This is a genomic window from Guyparkeria sp. WRN-7, assembly GCF_001641825.1.
Lineage (GTDB): Bacteria > Pseudomonadota > Gammaproteobacteria > Halothiobacillales > Halothiobacillaceae > Guyparkeria.
The window spans coordinates 11,841-32,973 of sequence record NZ_LRFH01000001.1 but is presented as its reverse complement, the minus strand read 5'-3'; the positions used below and the strand labels follow the sequence as shown (position 1 = coordinate 32,973).

The following is a 21,133-nucleotide window of genomic DNA, read 5'->3' as shown; positions in this document are numbered from 1 at the left end:
CTCAGAGGAACGGCTCGACGGCGAGGTCGACAAAGTCACCACCGCGACCCGACGTCGGGCCCGTCAGCTCTCCCAGCGTCTCCCGGTATCCAGCCGAATCACTGCCTGGTTGATCAGCGGACAGGCCATCAGGTAGTCGATGGTCTCGGCCACCACGCCCGGCCCCGGTTCGAACGGCAGCAGCCGGCGGGCTAGGCGCTGGTGACGGTAGTCGGCATCGTCCTCGGGGTGGAACATCAGCAGGCCCGGCGCGATGGCATTGACCCGCGTGTGCGGGGCGTAGCGCAGCGCCAGCGAGCGGATCGAGCTCTCGATCGCCGCCTTGGAGGCGATGTAATGGATGTGGTTGGGCTCGCCTTCGTCGATGTGTGCATCGGTGAGGAATACCACCTGGCGATCGGCCCGGCCGTCGTCACGCTCGCGGGCGGGAAGGGCGCGCTGCAGCGCCTCGGTCAGTTCGATCGGGCTGGTGACATGCACCGTGTACATGGCGGTGGCCAGTTGCGGGTCCGCCTTGCAGTCGGCGTCGCCATGCCAGATCGAGGCGTTGTGAACGACCAGGTCGAGCCGGTCGGTCCGCTCGGCCACCGTGTCGGCGAAGGCGTCCAGCCGGTCGCGCTCGAGCAGATCGAGCGGCAAGGCGATCAGACCCTTGTCGATCAGCATCCGCAGGGCATCGGTCTCGCGACGATACGTGCCGATCACGCGGTGACCGGCATCCAGCAGATGCTCGGCAAGGTGGGCGCCCACCCGGCGAGTGACGCCGGTGATCAGAATGGTCTGCTGGCTCATCGGCTCAGCCCCGGCGCCCGACCAGTTGCAGGAACTCGTTGCGCGTGGCGGCGCTCTCGCGGAACTGGCCGGTCATGCGCGAGGTGACCGTTTCCGACTCGACCTTCTCGACACCACGCATCGCCATGCACATGTGTGCCGCACGCACCTGGACGGCCACGCCGGCCGCCCCGGTGGCGGATTCGATGGCCTCGGCGATCTGCTGGGTCATGTTCTCCTGGATCTGCAGCCGGCGGGCGTACAGGTCGACCACCCGCGCGAGCTTGGAAAGCCCCAGCACCTTGCCCTGCGGCAGGTAACCGATGTCGACGTGGCCGATGATCGGCAGCATGTGGTGCTCGCACAGGCTGAAGAACTCGATGTTGCGCACCACGACCATCTCGTCGTTGCTCGAGTCGAACAGCGCATTGCCGATCGCGCTTTCCAGGCGCTGGTCCAGCCCCTGGGTGAGGTAGAGCAATGCCTTGGCGACCCGCTTGGGCGTGTCGGTCAGGCCCTCGCGGCCGGTATCCTCGCCCAGTTCGGCGAGAATGGTCTTGACCGCGCCGGCGATGTTGTCGACGCGCTTTTCGTCCGCGCCGACCGGTTCGGGGAAGTCGTCCTCGTGCAAGGCTGCCATGTCGGGGTTTCTCTCAGTAAAACGCTCGAAAATCTAGGCGCAGACTTTAGCAGGTTGCCAGCGGCCATGTCCGCGCCTGCGGGCGGCTGGCGGTTGGTTGGGCCGGCGCTTGCCGCTAAACTGTCGCGTTCCGTCTGATATCCGGCACTCGCCCGATGTCCTTTGACCGTTCTCATACCAAGGGGTCCGCCCGCCCGTGAAGGCTGTAATCGAACAACGTCTCCAGGCCATCTGCCAGCAATTCGTCGACAATGGCGACCTGCCCGCCGAGGCGGCAGTGCGCCCGGTGCTGACCGTGCCGAAGGATTCGGCGCACGGCGATTTTGCCAGCAATCTTGCCATGCAGCTGGCCAAGCCGATGAAGCAGCCGCCGCGGGCGATTGCCGAGCGCATCGTCGAGGCATTCGCCGACCAGCAGGGTGTCGAGCGGATCGAGATCGCCGGCCCCGGCTTCATGAACTTCTTCGTCGAGGCCGGTGCGGCCTTCGCCCTGATCGACCGCATCCTCGAGGAGGGTGAGCGCTTCGGCCGCTCGACGGCCGCCGCCGGCGAGCGGGTGCAGGTGGAGTTCGTCTCGGCCAACCCCACCGGCCCGTTGCACGTCGGCCACGGCCGTGGCGCGGCCTATGGTTCGGTGGTCGCCAACCTCCTCGAGGCGGTCGGCGCCGAGGTCGAGCGCGAGTACTACGTCAACGATGCCGGCCGGCAGATGCACATCCTCGCGGTCAGCGTCTGGCTGCGCTACCTCGAGGCCCGCGGCGAGCACATCGAGTTCCCGTCCAACGGCTATCGCTCCGAGGGCTACATCCTGGACATTGCCCGGGCGCTGGCCGAGGAGCACGGGGACCGGTTGGTGGCGGAATCGGCCAAGGTGTTCGCCGACCTGCCCGAGGATGCGCCGAATGGCGACAAGGAGCGCCATATCGACGCGCTGATCGAGCGCATGCGCGAGCTCCTCGGCGAGACGGATTACCAGATCGTCTTCCGCGCGGCCCTCGACGCGATCCTGTCGGACATCCGCGAGGATCTGGCCGAATTCGGTGTCTCCTACGACAACTGGTACTCCGAGCAGAGCCTGGCCGATCGCGGCCTGGTCGAGCGCGCCATCGAGCGGCTCGAGGCCGAGGGGCTCCTCTACGAGCGCGACGGGGCGCTGTGGTTCCGCTCGACGGACTTCGGCGACGACAAGGATCGCGTGGTGCGCCGCGACAACGGCCAGACCACCTATTTCGCCTCCGACATCGCTTATCACCTCGACAAGTTCGATCGCGGTTTCGACGAGGTGATCGACATCTGGGGTGCCGACCACCATGGCTACGTGCCGCGCGTGAAGGCGGCGATGACCGCGCTGGGCAAGCCGGCTGACCGGCTGACCGTCTCGCTGGTGCAGTTCGCCATCCTGTATCGCGGCGGCGAGCGGGTGCCGATGTCGACCCGCTCGGGCAGCTTCGTCACCCTGCGCGAACTGCGCGAGGAGGTCGGCAACGATGCGGCACGCTTCTTTTATGTGATGCGCGCGGCCAACCAGCACCTCGACTTCGACCTGGACCTGGCCAAGAGCCAGAGCAACGAGAACCCGCTCTACTACATCCAGTACGCCCACGCGCGGGTGGCCTCGGTGCTGCGACAGCTGCCGCTGCGCGGTTTCGAGCACGAACCGGAGGCCGGCCGCGATGCCTACGCGCGCCTGACCGAATCGCACGAGCAGGCGCTGTTCAAGCGCCTGTCGCAGTACCCGGCGCTGGTCGAGCGGGCCGCCAAGGCGCACGAGCCGCATCAGCTGGTGCACTACCTGCGTGATCTCGCCCAGGACTTTCACAGCTACTACAACGCCCACGCCTTCCTGCTCGGCGATGATGCCCCGCTGCGTAATGCACGTCTCAACCTGGTCGTGGCCACGCGCCAGGTGCTGGCCAACGGCCTGACGCTGCTCGGCGTCAACGCTCCGGACGAGATGTGAGCGGGGGGATGCGGCGATGAGCAACCGGGGGCGAAAGAAGGTGAACCGCCCGCGTTCGAACGGCAACCGCGGCGCGAAGTGGGCGCTGCTGATCGCGCTCGTTCTGCTGGTGGCCCTGGTGGCCGTCCTGGCCCGGTTGACCGCGGAGAAGAACAGTCGGTCGGCCGTCTCCGAGACGGGGCAGACGGACACCCGCAGTGTCGAGAAGCCGCCCGAAAAGCAACCGGTCGCGCCGGAATCCGAATTCCAGTTCTATACCCTCCTGCCCGAGGAGGGCAACCAGCCCCCGCCAGCGTCGAGGCCCGAGCAGGAGGACGCGCCCGCCGTGCCGGACGAGCCGAGCCTCGACGCCGAAACCGGCTACCTGATCCAGGCCGGTTCGTTCCGCAAGGCCAAGGATGCCGATGCCCGCAAGGCGGCGCTGGCACTCCTGGGTGTGGAAAGTCGCGTGGCGACCGCTACCGTCGACGGTCGCCAGTATCACCGTGTGATCCTGGGGCCCCTCCCCGGCAAGAAGGTGCCCGCCGTTCGTCGCCAGCTCGACGAGGCCGGCATCGAGACGACCCCGCCGCGCCGCGCCCCCGGCTGACAACCGCCACTATTGCCCGACGGCCGCGCCCGGAATACAGTGACCCGTATGTAATGGATTATCGTGTCACCGAATGGGGGTGACGCGGACAGGGCGGCTCGTATGCCGCCGGATGCGGGGATCGAGCATGCCGTGTTTGGATGTCACGGGATGGAGCGCAGGTGGATCGCGCTCGGCCTGTGCGATGGTTTGGATGAGGGGGCGTCGTTCGGCCTTGCTGTGGTCATGGGCGATCCTGGTGGCCCTTCTCCTGCTCGCACCGTTCGCTCAGGCCGAGGACTCGCGCCTGAATCAGGTGCAATGGGCTTCGGCCGACCAGCACGTTTCCCCGGTCGAGGCGCTCGACCTCGACTATCGCCCAATGTCCCGGGCCACCCTGAATCTCGGGCCCTTCCAGGGCCATGTCTGGTTGCGACTGCGAGTGGATGGCGGCGAGATCCGGGACGGTCGCTGGCTGTCGGTGCGCTGGCCGTACTTTCGTGATTTCCGTCTTTACCTCGTCGGGCCGGAGGGGCCGGGTGGCGAGCCCATCCTGCTGGAGCTGCGTGAGGCCGAGCGTCCGGGTGGCCTGCTCGCCATGCCCAGTGACCCGGGGCGCCTGCTTCCCATGTTCGAGGGGGAGCGCGAGTTCCTGCTGCACTTGAGCGCCGATGGGCCGACGGCCATGCGCCTCACCCTCGGGTCGCTGGAGGACGAGCGGACACGGATGCTGGTTCGCTACCTGCTGTTCGGCGTCTATCTGGGGGCGATGCTGGGCATGGCGGCGTACAGCCTCTTCCTGATGCTGGCGGTACGCGAGCGCACCTACCTCGGGTACGCCGCCTTCCTCGCGGCAACGGTGCTCTACATCGGGCTGCGCTACAACATCCTCACGCCGCTTCTGCCCGGTGTCCTGCAGTCGATTCCCCCGGCCGGGCACGCGCAACTGGCCGTGGCCCTGATGGTGCTTTCCGGGATCTGGTTCGTGCGACGTTTCCTGCGTACCCGGAGCGACGACCGTCTGCTCGACCCGGTGCTGCTGGGCATCATGGGGCTGGCGGTCTTCTCGGTACCTGCCTCGGCCTGGCTGCCCGGCGTGATCTCCTTCGAGATCGTGGCAGCCATCGCCATCGCGGCGGTGCTGTGCATCCTGTGGGCGGCCTGGCGTGCCATGCGTCGCGGTTTCCATCCGGCGTTCAACCTGCTCGTGGGTTGGGCGGTGTTTGCCGCCGCCGTGCTGCTCTACCTGGGGTTGCTGCTCGGCGTGCTGCCCTACGCGGCGTGGTTGACGGTGGCGCTGCCGCTGGGCTCGCTCGCCCAGGCGCTGCTGCTCGCCTTCGCGCTGGGCAGCCGGATCCGCCACAAGCAGCGGGAAGAGGCGGTGCTCGAACGAGAGCGCGACCGCTACCGCTTTCTCAGCGAGCAGGATGGCCTGACCGGACTGTACAACCGGCGTGCACTGGACCGGCGCCTCGAGCAAGCCATCGCCACCGCCTCACGCAACCATCAACCGCTGAGCCTGGTCGTCCTGGATACGGATCTGTTCAAGGACTACAACGACCGCTATGGCCACCTGGCCGGGGACGATGCGCTGCGCTGTCTTGCCCGGGTGATGCGGGCCACCGTCCGTCACGAGGACATGTGCTTCCGCTACGGTGGCGAGGAGTTCGTGATTCTCCTGCCCGGCCAGAACCTCTCGCAGGCCACGGTCGTGGCCGAACGCATTCGCGAGGCCTACCGAACCGGTTCCGCCTCGGAGCTGGGGCCCGGCGGGACGGTCAGTCTCGGGGTGGCCGAACTCCGCGACGGAGACACTGCCAATACGCTGCTGGCGCGAGCGGATGCCGCGCTCTACCACGCCAAGCAGCGCGGCCGCGACCGGGTCGAGCTGGCGCACTAGGCTTGCCGTCGCCACTGCCGGAAATCTCTTCGGAGTGGTAAACTCGCGGGTTTGCGCGCGGCGGTTCGTCGCCGGCGCGCGGCACCGGTTAACTGCTCTGCGAGGCGTACTGCAATGTCGATGGAAGATCGCGATGGCCTGATCTGGCTGGACGGCGAGATGGTCGAATGGCGCGAGGCCAAGACCCACGTACTCACCCACACCCTGCATTACGGCATGGGCGTGTTCGAGGGCGTGCGCGCTTACAAGACCGAGCAGGGCACCGCGATCTTCCGCCTCGAGGATCACACCCGCCGGCTGCACAACTCGGCCAAGATCCTCGGCATGACGCTGCCCTACAGCGAGAGCCAGCTCAACGAGGTGCAACGCCAGGTCGTGCGCGAGAACGGGCTGGAGAGCGCCTACATCCGGCCGATGGCCTTCTACGGTTCCGAAGGCATGGGCCTGCGCGCCGACAACCTCAAGGTGCACGTCATGGTCGCCGCCTGGCACTGGGGCGCCTACCTCGGTGCGGAGAACATCGAGAAGGGCATCCGCATCCGCACCTCGAGCTACTCGCGCCACCACGTCAACGTCACCATGTGCAAGGCCAAGGCGAACGGCGCCTACATGAACTCCATGCTGGCGCTGCGCGAGGCCACCGCCGCCGGCTACGACGAGGCGATGCTGCTCGACACGCAGGGTTTCGTCGCCGAGGGCTCGGGCGAGAACATCTTCCTGGTGCGCGACGGCGTGCTCTACACCCCGGACCTGACCGCCGCGCTCGACGGCATCACCCGTCGGACCATCATCGCGCTGGCGAACAAGTTCGGCATCCCGGTGGTGGAAAAGCGCATCACCCGCGACGAGGTCTACATCGCCGACGAGGCGTTCTTCACCGGCACCGCCGCCGAAGTCACCCCGATCCGCGAGGTCGACGACCGGCCGATCGGCAGCGGCGTGCGCGGCCCGATCACCGAGCGCCTGCAGAGCACCTACTTCGATCTCGTCGAGGGGCGCTATCCCCCGCTGGCAGACAACTGGCTCGACTACGTGGAGGCACGTGCATGAATCCGGATACCGCATCCCACCCGCAGGACTTCAAGACCCCTAACGCCGACCGGGTAATCGAGGTGACCCAGGCCGACCTGCCGGTCTACTGCCCGCGCGAGGAAGAGGCCGTCTGGAACTCGCACCCGCGGGTCTACATCCACCTCGAGCACAAGGGCGACCAGGCCCGCTGCATCTACTGCAGCGCGGTCTACAAGCTCGTCGACTGATTCGGGGTCGAAACGGCGGGCGCTAGTCGGCGTCCGTCACCCGTTCGCAGATCATCTCAGCCACCTCGCGGGTGTCGTCCACCGGCTGGTAGTCCCAGCGCTCGAGCCGGCCGTCGAAGGCGCGCGTCACCCCTTCCTGGCGCAGCTCGCGGTGAAAGCGCGCCAGGCGTTTCGAGTAGCGGCCGAAGTCGATCACGTACAGCGGTTTCCCGGTCGAGGCGGCCTCCGAGACCATCGAGGCGGAATCGCCGCTGACCGCCAGATAGTCCGCCAGGCCCAGGATGCCGAAGTAGGGGTTCGGTCCCTCGCCGCGCCACAGCAGGTGTGGCACGTTCGCGATGGTCTCTGCCAGCACCTGCGTGTTTTCCTCCCCCGTGCGTCGCGACGGCGTGACGATAATCGATCCGCCACTGTCTCGGGCGGCCTGGACCAACTGCTTGCCGATCTGGCGGGTCTTTTCCGGCGTGAGGGTCATGGTGCGGTTGGAGCCGCCCAGCAGCACCCCGATCCACGGGCGTGGCAGCGACTCGAAACTGGCGCGGAAGGTTTTGGCCGCCTCATCGAGCTTGGCCTGGGTGACGTGGTGGATCGCCCCGCGCGTTGGCAGGACGTTCGGCCCGGTCAGTCCGTCGTGGCGCGGCGGCACCACCAGGTCGAAGTGGCGCGGCGGGATCAGCGGATCCTGCACGTGGACGGTAAAGCAGCGTCCGCCACTGGCGCGGCGTACCGCGATCGAGGCGGCGGCACTGCGTCGGCCGCAGGTGATCAGCACCCGCGGCCAGGGCGGGGCGAGTCGGTCCGCGTCGGGGCTGAGCTTGCCCAGCGGATCGGGCACCCAGTGCATCGGCAACCAGCGCCAGGGGCGGGGTAGACGAATCGTCTTCTGCACCACCGGCCAGCCGGTGCACTCGGCGACGGCCTCGGCCAGGCCGCGGGCCTGGTTGGCCATGCCCGCCTCGCCGGTGGTGACGGCCCAGATCTCGTTGACGGTGTCGGGATGTGTCGGCATGCGGGCATGATAGCCTCCGAAGCCATCCTTTTGCGCCGGGCATCCGCCGGCGAACCGATCGAGGAGACCACCCGGTGACGACCGCCAACCAGAAACGACTGACCGTGGTGCAGATGCTGCCCGCCCTCGACGGCGGCGGCGTGGAGCGCGGCACGCTCGAGATCGCCGAGGCGCTGGTGCGTGCCGGTCATCGCGCCATCGTCGTCTCCGAGGGCGGCCGGCTGGTCGAGGAGCTCGAGGCGCTGGGGGGCGAGCACATCACCCTGCCGGTCGGTCGCAAGTCGCTGGCAACCCTGCGCTACATTCCCGTCGTGCGCCGCCTGTTGCGTGACGAGGGGGTCGACATCCTGCACCTGCGCTCGCGCTTGCCCGCCTGGATCGGCTATCTCGCCTGGAAGGGCATGACGGCGGCCACTCGACCGGGCCTGGTGACCACCGTGCACGGGGCCTACTCGCCCGGCCGCTACAGTGCGGTGATGACCAAGGGCGAGCGGGTCATCGCCGTCTCCGACAGCATCGTCGAGTACATCCGCCGCAACTACAGAAACGTCGATCCCGAGCGGATCGTGCGCATCTACCGCGGGATCGACCCGGCCGACTATCACCCCGCCTTCCGGCCGGATGCGGACTGGCGCGAGCGCTTCTTCGCCGAGCACCCCGCGCTGGCGGACCGCTGGCTCATTACCCTGCCGGGGCGGATCACCCAATTGAAGGGGCATCGCGACCTGCTCGAGATCCTCAAGGGGCTGAAGGCGCGGGGCGTGCCGGTGCACGCGTTGCTCGCCGGCGGGGTGCACCCGCGGCGGCAGGCGTACTGGCAGGATGTCCAGGCGCGCATCGCCGAGCTCCGGCTTGATGAGGACGTCACCTGGCTCGGCCCACGTGGGGATCTGCGCGAGATTCTGTCGATCAGCGACGTGGTGCTGTCGCTGACGCGCAAGCCCGAGTCGTTCGGTCGCACCGTCACCGAGGCGCTGGCTCTGGGGCGGCCGGTGCTCGGTTACGACCACGGTGGGGTGGGCGAGCAGCTGCGGCAGGTCTACCCCGATGGCCGGATTGCACCGGGCGCGGTCGACGAGGCGGTCGAGCGGCTCGCGCAGTGGTGGCATGACGGGGCGCCGAGCGTGACCGAGGCCGTGCCGTTCACGCTGGCTCGCATGCAGGACGAAACGCTCGCCCTGTATCAGTCGCTCGCCGCCGAGCGCCCCTGACCGTCGGTCAGCGCGAGGGCCTGGCGGTAGCCGGCCTCCATCTGCGGCAGCACGGCATCGACGTAATAACGCTCGCGGTAGCGCGCCAAAGCCTGTTGGGCGCGCTCGGCCCGAGCGGCATCGTTGCCGATGGCCTCCTCGAGCTGGGCGGCCATGTCCGCGGCATCGTCGATCGCGCACAGCCAGCCAGTGGTCGAATCGAGGATGGTCACCGGCCCCTCGGTTCGCGTGCTGACAATCGCGGTGCCCCGCGCCATGGCTTCCAGCACCACGATGCCGAAGGGCTCGTGGCGCGAGGGCAGGACGAACAGGTCCGCCTGGTCCAGCAGCGGCGTGACGTCCTCCATCCAGCCGGGGAAGTCGACCCGGTCACGGATGCCGAGCTCGTCGGCCAGCGCGTTCAGCTTGTCGCGGTCCGGCCCGTCGCCGGCCAGCACCAGCCGCCAGGCGTTTCGGTCGGGCAGGCGGGCGACCGCGCGGAGCAGGACGTCGAAGCCCTTCTTGTGCACGAAGCGGCCGAACGCCAGCAGCTGCACCGCCGTGGTCGTCTCGCCGGCGGCGCGTTCGCGCGGCGGGAACATCGAGAAGTTCGGCACCACCGTGACCCGCTCGTCGGCCACGCCCAGCTCGCGCAGGTGACGCGCCTGGTCGTCGGTCGCCGCGGTGAAGAAGTCGACCTGACGGAAGTATTTCAGGTCGAGGTAGTTGTGGACGTGAGTGACCAGTGGCGCCGGCAGCCAGCGCTTGATGCGTCCTAGGTACAGCCCGGCGCGGCTGAGCTGGGCCTCGACGATGTCGGGGCGGAATGCGCGGATGGCGCGCGCCAGCGGCCAGAGCTTGAGCCAGTCTTGGTTGCCACGCACCCGCAGTGGTACCACGCGGATCCGCGGCTTGCCTTCGAGATGACGGCGGCTGGCCGACTCCGGGTGGGTGATCGCCAGCACCTCGTGGCCGCGCTCGGCCAGTGACAGGCACAGGTCGACGAAATAGCGTTCGGCGCCGCCGAACCCCTTGCTGAACATGACTTGGGCAATGCGCATCGCGAGGCGTGTCGTCCGGTTCGGGTGTCGTGTGTTGCTATGATCTCACATCGCACCGCCGCAGATGGCGTTGCCACGCCCCTTTTCGCCGAGGTGATGATGCCCCCGAAGTTGCCCATTTCCGTCACGATCATCACGCAGGACGAGGCCGACCGCGTCGGCCCGGCCATCGAGAGCGTGATCGACCTTGTCGACGAGGTGATCGTCGTCGACTCCGGCAGCAGCGACGGTACCGAGGCGATCGCCGAGGGGCTCGGTGCGCGAGTGGTCCACCACGACTGGCCGGGTTACGGGCGGCAGAAGCGGTACGCCGAGGAGCTGGCCCGCAACGACTGGGTCCTCAATATCGACGCCGACGAGCGCCTGATGCCCGAGCTGCGCGACGAGATCGCCGCACGTTTCGAGGGCGACCCGGGCGAGGATGCCTTCCGTCTGCCGATCCACGACCGCTTTCTCTGCAGCGAGCGGATCAGTCGCAAGGCCCAGTACCTGCCGGTGCGGCTGTACCGACGCTCACGGGGGCGCTACAGCGAAAGCCCGGTGCACGACCGGGTGCAGATGGAGAAGGGCGCCCGCATCGGCGAGCTTTCCGGCCGGATTGCCCACGACTCGACCCGCTCGCTGTCGCACCGTCTGCAGAAGATGGACGGCTACACGGCGATGCAGGCTGAGGACATGCGCCGCAAGGGGCGTCGTGGCTCGGGGTTGCGGCTGGTGGCCGACTTCTGGCTTTCGTTCCTGCTTGGCTATTTCACTAAGGGCTTCTGGCGGGCGGGCCTGGTCGGCTACATCTACGCGATGAACTATGCCTACAGCCGCTTTTTGCGCCAGGCCAAGCTCTGGGAGCTGGAGCGTTGCGGCAAGGCCGACTCCGTCAGTAAAGCGGAGGATAGCCCTCGGGCAGGGTCTTGAAGCGGCGGTGCCCCCAGAGATACATCTCGGGGTGGCGCCGGACCTCTGCCTCGAGCCGCTCGACCAGGCGCCGGGTGTCGGCGACATCGTCGCCACTGGGGATGCCCTCGAGCGGTGCCTCGATCTCGAGCTCGTAACGGGTGCCGAAGCGGCGCACGTGGTAGGGCAGGATAGTGGCGCGTCCCATGCGGGCCAGCGTCGGCATGGCGGTGTTGGTGGCTGCCGGCACGCCGAGGAAGGGGATGAACGCACTGGTCTTGCCGTGGTAGTTCTGGTCCGGCGCGGTCCAGAGCACGCCGCCGGCACGCAGGGCGCGCACCATGCGACGGGTGTCGTCGCGCGGAATCAAGTCGGCCAGGTGCTTTTCCCGCCCCTGGTTGATCAGGCTGTCGATCGCCGGGTTGTTGTTGGGGCGGTAGACGGCGTGTATCGGGGCATGTCGCGAAACGAAGTAGACGCCCAGTTCCATGTCGCCGACATGGGCGGCGTTGAGAATCACGCCTTGGCCGCGGGCCTGTGCCGTCTCGAGATGCTCCAGCCCGATGATGCGGTACTCGGGAACGCGTTCGAGGTCGCCGAACCAGCCCCAGAATCCCTCGCAGATGCCCTCGCCGAGTCGCTGGAAATGGGTCTCGATCAACGTCTCGCGCGCCGCGGCGCTCCATTCCGGGAAGGCGACCGCCACGTTGGCATGCATCACGTGGCGGCGTTTTCGCAGCACTCGCGCCATCAGCCAGCCCATCGACCGCCCCAGTGCCAGCCGGCCACGCTGCGGCAGGGCCGCGATCAGGCGCGGCAGCAGCGACAGGGCGAAGCGGGCGGCTCGCAGGCGTGTTGAGGCGGGCGTGTGGTCCATGGGCTGGCATTTTAGGGAAGCGCCGGCCGAATAGGAATGCGCATGCCGACCTTGCCTTGCCTGTTCAATCGGTCCCTCCCTCAGGGATAATGATCGACATGCATTTGAATCGATTCGTCTGCCGGCCGCCCTCGTCGTCTCCTGGTCCCGTGGTGTCGGCGTGAGGCGCTGGCAGTATCAACTCGCGCTCGGCCTGCTTGCCCCCTGGCTCGTCTGGGATGCCTGGCGTCGCTACCGGCAGGCTCGCTCCGGCCGACGGCGTCGGTTCGAGCAGTTCGGCCGGCTGCGCGACGGGCTGCCGCAGGGCGGTATCTGGCTGCACGCCGTCTCGCTGGGCGAGGCGCGTGCGGCGGGGATGCTGGTCGCGGCGTTGCGTGCGCGCTGGCCGGATCTGCCGATCGTCTTGAGCACCACGACCGAGACCGGTGCCGAGGCGGCCCGGTCGCTCGGGCTGCCCCACTTCTATGCCCCCTACGACTATGCAGGCGTGCAGCGGCGCGTGCTGCGGCGGTTGCGTCCGCGCGTCATGGTGGTAATGGAGACCGAGCTGTGGCCCAACCTGGTGCGCGAGGCGAACCGCCGCGGCGTGCCGGTGATGGTCGCGAACGCCCGCCTTTCCGACCGCTCCTTTGCCCGATACCGGCGCTGGGGCGGGCCGCTGCTGCGCGAGGTGCTGGCCGGTATCGATCTGATCTGCGCGCAGTCCGACCAGGACCGTGAGCGATTCGCCGCGCTGGGGGCGCCCCGGACGGCCGATTGCGGCAATCTCAAGTTCGACCTGCCGGTGGCCGAGACGATACCGCCCGTCCCGGACGAGCGGGCGCATACCTGGCTGGCGGCCAGTACCCACCCGGGCGAGGAGGCGCAGGTGCTGGCGGCCCAGGCACGCATTCGCGAATCGTATCCCGATGCACGCCTGATCCTGGTGCCGCGCCACCCGGAGCGTGCCGCGGAGGTCATGCGGCAGGTCGAGTCGGCGGGATTCTCGGTGCGGCCTTGGCAGGCCGGCGGGCAGGCCGGGCATGCGGACGTTGAGGTGATCGACCGGGCCGGGATCCTGGGCGAGCGCTTCGCCGAGGTGCCGGTCGTCTTCATGGGCGGTTCGCTCGAACCGGTCGGCGGGCACAACCCGCTGGAGCCGGCGGCGGTAGGACGGGCCGTGCTGACGGGGCCTCATGTGCACAATTTCCGGGCGGTGTTCTCCGCACTGGCGGATGCCGGCGGCGAGCGCGAGGTGGCGGACGCGGAGTCACTCGCTGCGGCGGTGATCGAGTGCTTCGATGCACCGGCGCCCTGGGCGGCGGCTGGCGAGCGCGCTCGTGCCGTGATCGCCGGTCATCGCGGCGCGGCCGAGCGGCTGGCCGACCGTCTGGCGACGTGGCTCGAGGCCGGCGACTGAGCTGGCCGGTTATTGCCCGCCGTCGACCGTCCGGCGAGCGCGCTCGAGGACGCGCTGCATCATCTCGGTCTCGGCCGAGCTCGCCCCTTCGCCCTTCGAGGAACTCATCAGCGGCGCGATCAGGGCATTGGTTTTCTGCTCGGTGAGCTGGCGGTTGATCGCCTCGAGGTCGGCGACCGTCAGCTGGCCGGTATCGGCCTTCAGCTGCAGCAGGTTGGTGATGTAGCTGTAGCGGGCGTCGAGGTAGTCGGCCATGGCTTCGAATACCCGCAGCTCCGCGTTCAGGACGTCGACGATCGTGCGCGTGCCCACACCGTAGCCGGCTTCGGTGGCCACCAGGCTGGTGCGGGCGGATTCGACCGCCTGCTGGAACGCCGTGATCTCGCTGATCGAGGTCTGCACGCCACGGTAGCTGTCGGAGGTCCGCTGGCGTACCTGGCGGCGCTGGGCCTCGAGGTCGAACTGGCTGCGCTGGTAGTCGAAGGCGGCCTGACGTGACTGCGCGTTGATGCGCCCACCGGTGTAGATAGGCAGGTTCAGTTGCACCCCCACCTGGCCGTTGAGCGTCTCGCTGCGGCCACTGAACTGGCTGGGGCTGTTGTCATAGCCGTAACTGCCTTCCAGACTGACGGTCGGCGCGCGCTGCGAGCGGGCCATGTCGACATTCTGCTGCGCGATCCGGGTGCCGACGACCGCGCTCTGCAGTCCGAGATTCTGCTCCAGTGCCAGGTCGATCCACTCTTGCGGATCGGCCGGTTGCGGGGTGGTGACATCGAGGTTGGTGCGGATGTCGTCCAGTTCCGTCTCGTTCTTGCCGATGATGGTCGCCAGCGCCGCCTCGGCGTTGTTGAGCGCGTTGCGGGCCGCGATGATCTGCGCATTGGCCTGGTCGTACTGCGACTGGGCGTCGGCGACGTCGGTCACGGCCACCAGGCCCACTTCGTACTGGCGCTGGGCGCGTTCGAGCTGGCGCTTGAGCGCGGTGCGGTTCGCCTTGGCCAGCTGCAGCTGGGCGTCGGCATTGAGTACCTGGAAGTAGGCCTGGCCGGTGCGCAGGATCAGGTCCTGGCGCGCCTGTTCGTAGTCGATGTCGGCCTGGCGGACCTGCAGTTCGGCGATGTCGAGTTGCAGGTTCTCCGTGCGGTTGTAGATCGTCTGCGAGAGATTCAGCGCGATGTTGCGGCCGCTGCCCTTGATCACGTCCGAGCTGCCGGCGGCGCCGTCGAGGAAGCGGGTATGCGTGTAGTTCACGCCCGCTGTGCCGCCGACCTGGGGCAAGAGGTCGGCCCGCTCGATCGGAATGTTCTGCTCGACCGAGAGCCGCTGCTGCTGTGCCGACCGCAGCTGTTGGTCGTTCTGTTCGGCCAGGGCGTAGATGTCCAGGAGGTCGGCAGCCGCTGCCGCGCCGCTTGCCAGCGAGAGGCTCGCGCCGATGGCGACCGACAGGGCGGCACGGCGGAACGGTCGGGCAAGGCTGCGGGTGGCGCCCCGGCCGGTTGCGGGTTTGAGGCGACGGACTGGCATGGTCGTGGGTCCTCGGACGGGTTGGATGCGTAATTTATTAGCCTGCTAACTATCGGCACGATACCCCAGCGCCTGGCCCAACGCCAGAGCGCTTGTCGGGGCGCGAGGCGGGCCGTCGATCGGCCCCGCCGCATCCCCTGACGGTAATGTCGAGCTTAACGCAGAACGGCCCCGGTCGAGATACCGGGGCCGTTTCGTCAGATCACGCCTTGCCCGCAGGGCGGCGGCCGGCGTCTCAGAGGGAGAATGCCGGCTGGGGCTCGGCGCCGATCAGGTAGGCCGTGCGGGTCTCGAACAGCGAATCGGTGCGGAACTGGGTCTCGGATTCGCGGGTGACCATGGAAACGGTCTGTATCGGGCCGGTGCCGGTGATGGCGAGCAGACGGCCGCCGACGTTGAGCTGGCGGAGAGAGGCCTCCGGCATGCTGGCGCGCGCGCCGGTGAAGACGATCACGTCGAAGCGCTCGTCGTTGGCCCAGCCGTTGTGGGCATCACCGGTCTCGAGCACCACGCGCTCGAAGCCCAGCTCGGCGAGCAGCCCGCCGGCGCGCTCGGTGAAGTCCTCGAACAGGTCGACCGAGCGCACGCTGTTGCCCAGCGAGGCCAGGCAGGCGGTGAAAAAGCCGCTGCCAGTGCCGATTTCCAGCACGCGCTCGTTCGGCTGGATCTGCAGGTATTGCAGGATTCGCCCCTCGACCACCGGCGGCAGCATGGTCTGGCCATGGCCGATCGGCACGGCGACGTCGGCGAAGGCGTGGACGCGCTCGGCGTCCGGGACGAAGCGCTCGCGCGGGACGTTGAAGAACACCTCCAGAACGCGCTTGTCGAGCACGTCCCAGGGGCGGATCTGCTGCTCGACCATGTTGAAGCGGGCCAGTTCGATGTCGGTGGGCATGATGAGGCTCGTCGTCGGGAAATTGAGTGCGCGGTAATTTACGGGTTTTCCCCCGCCTGGGCAACTTCCCGCAGCGGGTGATGCGAGGCGGGTAGCGCGCCTAAGTGTCTGAAAGCGGTGCGGGAACTTGTTGTTTTCTGTCCGCTGGGGTAGCGTTGCGCCCCTTGATGGGACTGTTTCAGCGCAAGCTGGGGCAGTCGTCACACACAGACTAGGGGTGCTGCCGACGATCCCGCAGGGGTGGTCCGGCGGCTGAGAAACACCCTCGGAACCTGATCCGGCTTGCATCGGCGTAGGGAAGTCTGTCTGGCACAACCGAGTACTCCTCATCGTGTCCAGTCGGCGCTCGTCGTGCATGCCCCCATTGAACAAGGTGGCCCACGAGGTAGCACACATGAGCGCAATCCCGAGCGATTTCCTGCAGAAAACGGCCAAACTCTCCGAGACGGTGATCGAGCCGTTCCCGGCCAGCCACAAGCGCTATTCGGTGGGCTCGCGCCCTGACATCCGTGTCCCGTATCGCGAAATTTCCCAGACGGCGACGCAGAACGACTCCGGCATCGTTTCCAACCCGCCGATCCCGGTATACGACACCTCCGGGCCGTACACCGATCCGGACGTCGAGATCGACCTGCTCAAGGGCCTCGAGCCGCTGCGCCAGGCGTGGATCGACGAGCGCGGCGACACCGAGCAGCTCGACGGACCGACCTCGCGCTTCGGCCAGGAACGCCTGACAGACGAGAAGACCGAGAACCTGCGCTTCTCGCACATCCGCCCGCCGCGTCGTGCCAAGGCCGGCGCCAACGTCAGCCAGATGCACTACGCGCGCCAGGGGATCATCACCCCGGAGATGGAATACGTCGCGATCCGCGAGAACAACCGTCTCCAGGAGATGCGTGCCGACCCGCGCTACAAGGCGCTGCTGCGTCAGCACAAGGGCGAGTCGTTCGGTGCGGCGATCCCCGACGAGATCACCCCGGAGTTCGTCCGTGACGAGATCGCCCGCGGCCGCGCGATCATCCCGGCGAACATCAACCACCCGGAAATTGAGCCGATGATCATCGGCCGGAACTTCCGCACCAAGATCAACGGCAACCTCGGCAACTCGGCGGTCACCTCCGGCATCGCCGAGGAAGTCGAGAAGATGGTCTGGGGTATCCGCTGGGGCGGCGACACCATCATGGACCTGTCGACCGGCAAGCACATCCACGAGACCCGCGAGTGGATCCTGCGCAATTCGCCGGTACCGATCGGCACCGTGCCGCTCTACCAGGCGCTGGAGAAGGTCGACGGCAAGGCCGAGGACCTGACCTGGGAGATCTACCGCGACACGCTGATCGAGCAGGCCGAGCAGGGCGTCGACTACTTCACCATCCACGCCGGCGTGCGCCTGGCCTACGTGCCGATGACCGCCGAGCGGGTCACGGGCATCGTCTCGCGCGGCGGCTCGATCATGGCCAAGTGGTGTCTGGCCCACCACGAGGAGTCGTTCCTCTACACGCACTTCAACGAGATCTGCGAGATCATGAAGGCCTACGACGTCAGCTTCTCGCTGGGCGACGGCCTGCGCCCGGGCTGCCTCGCGGATGCCAACGACGAGGCGCAGTTCGCCGAGCTGAAGACCCTGGGCGAGCTGACCCAGATCGCCTGGAAGCACGACGTGCAGGTGATGATCGAGGGCCCGGGCCACGTGCCGCTGCACATGGTCAAGGAGAACATGGACAAGGAACTCGAGGACTGCTTCGAGGCGCCGTTCTACACCCTCGGGCCGCTGGTCACCGACATCGCGCCGGCCTACGACCACATCACCAGCGGCATCGGCGCGGCCAACATCGGCTGGTACGGCACGGCGATGCTCTGCTACGTCACGCCGAAGGAGCACCTCGGCCTGCCGGACAAGGACGACGTGCGCGAGGGCGTGATCACCTACAAGATCGCCGCGCACGCCTCGGATCTCGCCAAGGGCTTCCCGGGTGCGCAGGTGCGCGACAACGCCCTGTCGAAGGCGCGCTTCGAGTTCCGCTGGCTGGACCAGTACCACCTGTCGCTCGACCCGGAGCGGGCGCGTGAGTACCACGACGCGACCCTGCCGAAGGAGGCGCACCAGGTGGCGCATTTCTGCTCCATGTGCGGCCCGCACTTCTGCTCGATGAAGATCACCCAGGAAGTGCGCGAGTACGCCGACCAGCTGGGTGTCGACGAGGAAGAGGCGCTCAAGCAGGGCATGAAGGAGAAGTCGATCGAGTTCGTCGAGAAGGGCGGCGAGGTCTACGGCCGGATCTGATCGGCCGCTCCCGCCGAACAGAAAAAAGCCCCCGGTTCCGGCCGGGGGCTTTTTCATGCACAGACGATGGGGCGCGTCAGAAGCTGGCCGCTCCCATCATCCCGGCGCCGATGCCGAAGATCATGCTGACGATCATCATCACCAGGCCGAGCAGGGTCAGCACGCCGAAGATCGTGAAGTAGATCCGGATCTTGCCCATGGCGTAGCTCGCCTCCTGGGGCTCGTTCGTGGTGTAGGCGCGATGGATGGCTCCGGCGGCCTGCATCAGTACCACCCCGGCCCAGATGGGGATCCACGCGATGATGATGCCGACGATCGACAGCGCGGTGATGGCACCGTAGATGATCATCATCACGCCGATCAGCTGCATCCAGAATTTGCCGCGGGCGAGCGGTTCGATGATCGAGCGGATGTCGGTGGCAGAGGGTTGGGCTTCCATGTGACTGGCTCCTTTGTCGTTCGTTTTAGGCGTCCTTTGGTCGTGCCGGGCATCCATGGCACCAGCCGATGGTAGCCAACGCATCGTTCGATGTCGCCGTGTCGACGACAGTGCGCTTTTTTGACGTCGGCATGCACGAAAAACGAAACCCCGGCGTTGCCGGGGTTTTCACGATGCCTTTCCGAGTCGAGAGCGGTCAGACGGGGGGGCGCCGGCCCATGAGAAAGAAGACGATGGCCAGGATCAGGCCGACCACGAACAGGATCCAGGCGATCTGGGTGGCCGCACCGGCGATGCCGCTCAGGCCAAGCACGCCGGCGATGATGCCCACGATCAGGAACACGAGTGCCCAGGAAAGCATGTGGCTACCTCCTTTTGACGCGATAACCCCGACGTGTCGAAGCCCGGGGCGGCCGTGAAAATGGAACGGCCAAGTACACAATAGGTGGGATGCGCCTGGCTTGCTCCAGTTCCATCCCCGCGGGACGGCTCCCCGTCGACCACAGCGGGCTGCTACCATCGCCGCCCCTTCCCGAAACCGCCGGTGAGCGCATGAACGAATCGACCCCCGGTCCCGTCGCGGATCGCGATATTCCTGCAAGCGCGCCGATTACCTTGATGCCACTGCTGGCATTGCTGCTGCTCGGCATTCTCTGGGGTTACAACTGGGTGGTGATGAAGGCCGTGCTGGCGGATGTCTCGCCGGCCTGGTTCGCCGCGCTGCGCACCGTCCTGCCGGCACTGCTGCTGATTGCGCTCCTGCCGCTGGCCGGCAAGCGACTGCAACCGCCGCCATTGTTCTACGTGCTGCCGATCGGTCTGTTCCAGACGGCCGCCTTCGTCGGTTTCATGATGTGGGCGCTGGAGACCGGTGCCGCCGGCGAGACCGCCGTGATCGTGTTCATGATGCCGTTGTGGCTGACGCTGATGGCCCATTTTGCGCTGCACGAACGCATCACCGGCGTCCAGTTGCTGGCCATTGGCCTGGCGTTGCCCGGGCTGGTGCTGCTGATCTCGCCATGGGAGAAGGCGCTCGCGCTCGGCGCAGTCGGGCTCGCCTTTGCCTCGTGCTTCGGCTGGGCGCTGGGTGCGATCTGGCAGAAGCGCTATTACCATCGCTATCAGCCGGACCTGTTGAGCCTGACGGCCTGGCAGATGCTGTACGGCGGGTTGTTGCTGGTCGGCGTGGCGCTCTGGGCCGAGCCTTTCGCCATCGATCCCACGCCCAATTTCTTCTGGGGATTGTTCTACAACGTCCTGCTTGCCGGCGCGATCGGCTGGCTGCTGTGGGTCTATTCACTGCATCACCTGCCGACGTGGGTGGCGGGCTTCGGTGCATTACTGGTGCCCGGCATCGGCGTGCTGAGTGCCTGGCTGGTGCTGGGCGAGACGCCCGGGCCGGTCAAGCAGCTCGGCATCGGCCTGATCCTGTCGGCACTCTTGATGATCACGCTCTACCAGCGTCGTCAGCGGCGCAAGCAGGCGCAAGCCTGACAGCCGGTCCTGCGGGGCGGGCAGGGCGTCGCTACACTTTTTGCGGTCGGGCATCCCCGGTTCCGACGAGAGGACTGCAACCAAACGAGGTGAACAATGGGCGAGTGGCTTGAGGCGACAGTGACCGAGAAGATCTGCTGGAACGACAGTCTGTTCTCGCTGCGTTTCGAGGCGCCGCTGCCGGCATTCAAGGCCGGGCAGTTCGTCCGGGTCGGGCTGGACGTCGACGGCGAACGGATTGCGCGCCCCTATTCGCTGGTCAACGCCCCCGGCGAGACGCCGCACGAGATCCTGTTCAACCTCGTGCCGGAGGGGCCGCTGTCACCCCGGCTGGCCCGGCTCGAAGCGGGCGATACCCTGTTCGTGCATTCCTCGGTGACCGGCACGATGACCATGGCGCGGACGCCCGAGCATCGTCGCCTGTGGCTGTTCGCCACGGGCACGGCGCTCGGGCCGTTCCTGTCCATGCTCAAGACCGAGGAGCCCTGGCAGCGCGCCGAGCGAGTGGTGCTGTGCCATTCGGTGCGTCACGTGTCGGATCGGGTCTACGACGATACGATTCGCGAGCTTCTCAAGCGGCACGGCAATCGCCTCACCTTCGTGCCCCTCGTGACCCGCGAGGTGGTTGCCGGCGCCTTGCGTGAACGTATCCCGGCAGCGCTGGCCTCGGGTGATATCGAGCGGCTGGCCGGTATCGCGCTGCGCCCCGAGGATGCTCATGTGATGCTGTGCGGCAACTCGGACATGATCGAGGCGGTCCAGCAGCAGCTCGAATCGCGCGGGCTGCGTCGTCACCGCCGGCGTGAGCCCGGGCACATCACTGTCGAGAAATACCACTGAGTCGACGGCTCGGGCCGGAGGAGAGGCGGCCCCGTCGACGCCACGTTTGCGTCGGCTATACTGATCGCCCTACGCCCACCCTGCCGCCTGCTTTCGGGCGAGCAGACGACCCTGATGATGGAGTGGCAACCG

Annotated in this window: 20 protein-coding genes and 1 riboswitch; of the genes, 11 read left to right on the top strand and 9 right to left on the bottom strand. The window is 67.4% G+C overall.

All coding sequences use genetic code 11. The annotated features are described in order from the left end of the window. Nucleotides 1–63 precede the first annotated feature (63 nt). Together AWR35_RS00170 and folE are read right to left on the bottom strand one after the other, a co-directional pair. Nucleotides 64–792: an SDR family NAD(P)-dependent oxidoreductase gene (locus tag AWR35_RS00170; protein WP_058573943.1), complete on the bottom strand. Its 729-nt coding sequence runs from the start codon at nt 790–792 to the stop codon at nt 64–66. Between the two features lie 4 nt (nt 793–796). Continuing rightward, the gene (gene folE, locus AWR35_RS00165; RefSeq protein WP_082663801.1) at nt 797–1,411 is read right to left on the bottom strand and encodes a GTP cyclohydrolase I FolE; all 615 of its coding nucleotides are present in this window, start codon (nt 1,409–1,411) and stop codon (nt 797–799) included. Nucleotides 1,412–1,619: 208 nt separating this feature from the next. Between folE and argS the strand changes: the two genes are divergently transcribed. The 5 genes from argS to AWR35_RS00140 all read left to right on the top strand — a co-directional run bounded on the left by argS (nt 1,620) and on the right by AWR35_RS00140 (nt 7,098). Next, nucleotides 1,620–3,371: an arginine--tRNA ligase gene (argS, locus tag AWR35_RS00160; protein ID WP_058573965.1), complete on the top strand. Its 1,752-nt coding sequence runs from the start codon at nt 1,620–1,622 to the stop codon at nt 3,369–3,371. A 16-nt stretch (nt 3,372–3,387) separates the two neighbouring features. Continuing rightward, complete coding sequence (locus tag AWR35_RS00155) at nt 3,388–3,960, top strand: SPOR domain-containing protein (protein ID WP_058573942.1); 573 nt, start codon at nt 3,388–3,390, stop codon at nt 3,958–3,960. A 193-nt stretch (nt 3,961–4,153) separates the two neighbouring features. Beyond that, the gene (locus tag AWR35_RS00150; RefSeq protein WP_197408083.1) at nt 4,154–5,839 is read left to right on the top strand and encodes a GGDEF domain-containing protein; all 1,686 of its coding nucleotides are present in this window, start codon (nt 4,154–4,156) and stop codon (nt 5,837–5,839) included. A gap of 114 nt (nt 5,840–5,953) precedes the next feature. Beyond that, nucleotides 5,954–6,889 (top strand): branched-chain amino acid transaminase, encoded by a 936-nt coding sequence (locus AWR35_RS00145; protein ID WP_058573940.1) that lies wholly within the window; start codon nt 5,954–5,956, stop codon nt 6,887–6,889. Further along, entirely contained in the window at nt 6,886–7,098 is a 213-nt protein-coding gene (locus AWR35_RS00140) for a zinc-finger domain-containing protein (RefSeq protein WP_058573939.1), read from the top strand. The genes AWR35_RS00145 and AWR35_RS00140 overlap by 4 nt, the downstream gene beginning before the upstream one ends. A 22-nt stretch (nt 7,099–7,120) precedes the next feature. Here AWR35_RS00140 and AWR35_RS00135 read toward each other — a convergent pair whose 3' ends face one another. Continuing rightward, entirely contained in the window at nt 7,121–8,107 is a 987-nt protein-coding gene (locus AWR35_RS00135; RefSeq protein ID WP_058573938.1) for a mitochondrial fission ELM1 family protein, read from the bottom strand. 74 nt (nt 8,108–8,181) lie between these two features. Between AWR35_RS00135 and AWR35_RS00130 the strand changes: the two genes are divergently transcribed. After that, a complete protein-coding gene (locus AWR35_RS00130; protein WP_231723526.1) occupies nt 8,182–9,318 on the top strand; it encodes a glycosyltransferase family 4 protein in 1,137 nt (378 codons plus the stop codon). Here the strand turns inward: AWR35_RS00130 and AWR35_RS00125 are convergent. Further along, nucleotides 9,291–10,358 (bottom strand): glycosyltransferase, encoded by a 1,068-nt coding sequence (locus AWR35_RS00125; protein ID WP_058573937.1) that lies wholly within the window; start codon nt 10,356–10,358, stop codon nt 9,291–9,293. The two genes, AWR35_RS00130 and AWR35_RS00125, sit on opposite strands and share 28 nt — an antisense overlap. A gap of 99 nt (nt 10,359–10,457) precedes the next feature. Between AWR35_RS00125 and AWR35_RS00120 the strand changes: the two genes are divergently transcribed. Beyond that, nucleotides 10,458–11,270, top strand: a complete 813-nt coding sequence (locus AWR35_RS00120) for a glycosyltransferase family 2 protein (protein WP_058573963.1) — start codon at nt 10,458–10,460, stop codon at nt 11,268–11,270. Here the strand turns inward: AWR35_RS00120 and AWR35_RS00115 are convergent. Beyond that, nucleotides 11,233–12,126, bottom strand: a complete 894-nt coding sequence (locus AWR35_RS00115; protein ID WP_058573936.1) for a hypothetical protein — start codon at nt 12,124–12,126, stop codon at nt 11,233–11,235. The genes AWR35_RS00120 and AWR35_RS00115 overlap by 38 nt on opposite strands. Before the next feature lie 160 nt (nt 12,127–12,286). On the opposite strand from AWR35_RS00115, the gene AWR35_RS00110 reads away from it, so the two are divergent. Continuing rightward, the gene (locus AWR35_RS00110; RefSeq protein WP_058573935.1) at nt 12,287–13,525 is read left to right on the top strand and encodes a 3-deoxy-D-manno-octulosonic acid transferase; all 1,239 of its coding nucleotides are present in this window, start codon (nt 12,287–12,289) and stop codon (nt 13,523–13,525) included. Nucleotides 13,526–13,534: 9 nt separating this feature from the next. Here AWR35_RS00110 and AWR35_RS00105 read toward each other — a convergent pair whose 3' ends face one another. Both AWR35_RS00105 and AWR35_RS00100 read right to left on the bottom strand, forming a co-directional pair. Beyond that, on the bottom strand, nt 13,535–15,049 hold the full coding sequence (locus tag AWR35_RS00105) for a TolC family outer membrane protein (RefSeq protein WP_058573934.1): 1,515 nt from the start codon (nt 15,047–15,049) through the stop codon (nt 13,535–13,537). A 235-nt stretch (nt 15,050–15,284) separates the two neighbouring features. Then, nucleotides 15,285–15,944, bottom strand: a complete 660-nt coding sequence (locus AWR35_RS00100) for a protein-L-isoaspartate O-methyltransferase (RefSeq protein ID WP_058573933.1) — start codon at nt 15,942–15,944, stop codon at nt 15,285–15,287. 203 nt (nt 15,945–16,147) lie between these two features. Next, nucleotides 16,148–16,260: riboswitch (TPP riboswitch) on the top strand. A 78-nt stretch (nt 16,261–16,338) separates the two neighbouring features. Here AWR35_RS00100 and thiC point away from each other — a divergent pair. After that, nucleotides 16,339–18,228: a phosphomethylpyrimidine synthase ThiC gene (thiC, locus tag AWR35_RS00095; protein WP_058573932.1), complete on the top strand. Its 1,890-nt coding sequence runs from the start codon at nt 16,339–16,341 to the stop codon at nt 18,226–18,228. Between the two features lie 76 nt (nt 18,229–18,304). Here the strand turns inward: thiC and AWR35_RS00090 are convergent, their stop codons facing one another. Together AWR35_RS00090 and AWR35_RS10540 are read right to left on the bottom strand one after the other, a co-directional pair. Further along, on the bottom strand, nt 18,305–18,667 hold the full coding sequence (locus AWR35_RS00090) for a DUF5362 family protein (protein WP_058573931.1): 363 nt from the start codon (nt 18,665–18,667) through the stop codon (nt 18,305–18,307). Nucleotides 18,668–18,863: 196 nt separating this feature from the next. Next, entirely contained in the window at nt 18,864–19,028 is a 165-nt protein-coding gene (locus AWR35_RS10540; RefSeq protein WP_082663799.1) for a DUF1328 domain-containing protein, read from the bottom strand. A 191-nt stretch (nt 19,029–19,219) separates the two neighbouring features. Between AWR35_RS10540 and AWR35_RS00085 the strand changes: the two genes are divergently transcribed. Together AWR35_RS00085 and AWR35_RS00080 are read left to right on the top strand one after the other, a co-directional pair. Beyond that, nucleotides 19,220–20,161 carry an EamA family transporter gene (locus tag AWR35_RS00085; RefSeq protein ID WP_197408082.1) on the top strand — a complete coding sequence of 314 codons (942 nt, stop codon included), beginning with the start codon at nt 19,220–19,222 and terminating at the stop codon, nt 20,159–20,161. 96 nt (nt 20,162–20,257) lie between these two features. Next, nucleotides 20,258–21,001 carry a ferredoxin--NADP reductase gene (locus tag AWR35_RS00080; protein WP_058573930.1) on the top strand — a complete coding sequence of 248 codons (744 nt, stop codon included), beginning with the start codon at nt 20,258–20,260 and terminating at the stop codon, nt 20,999–21,001. Nucleotides 21,002–21,133: the final 132 nt, after the last annotated feature.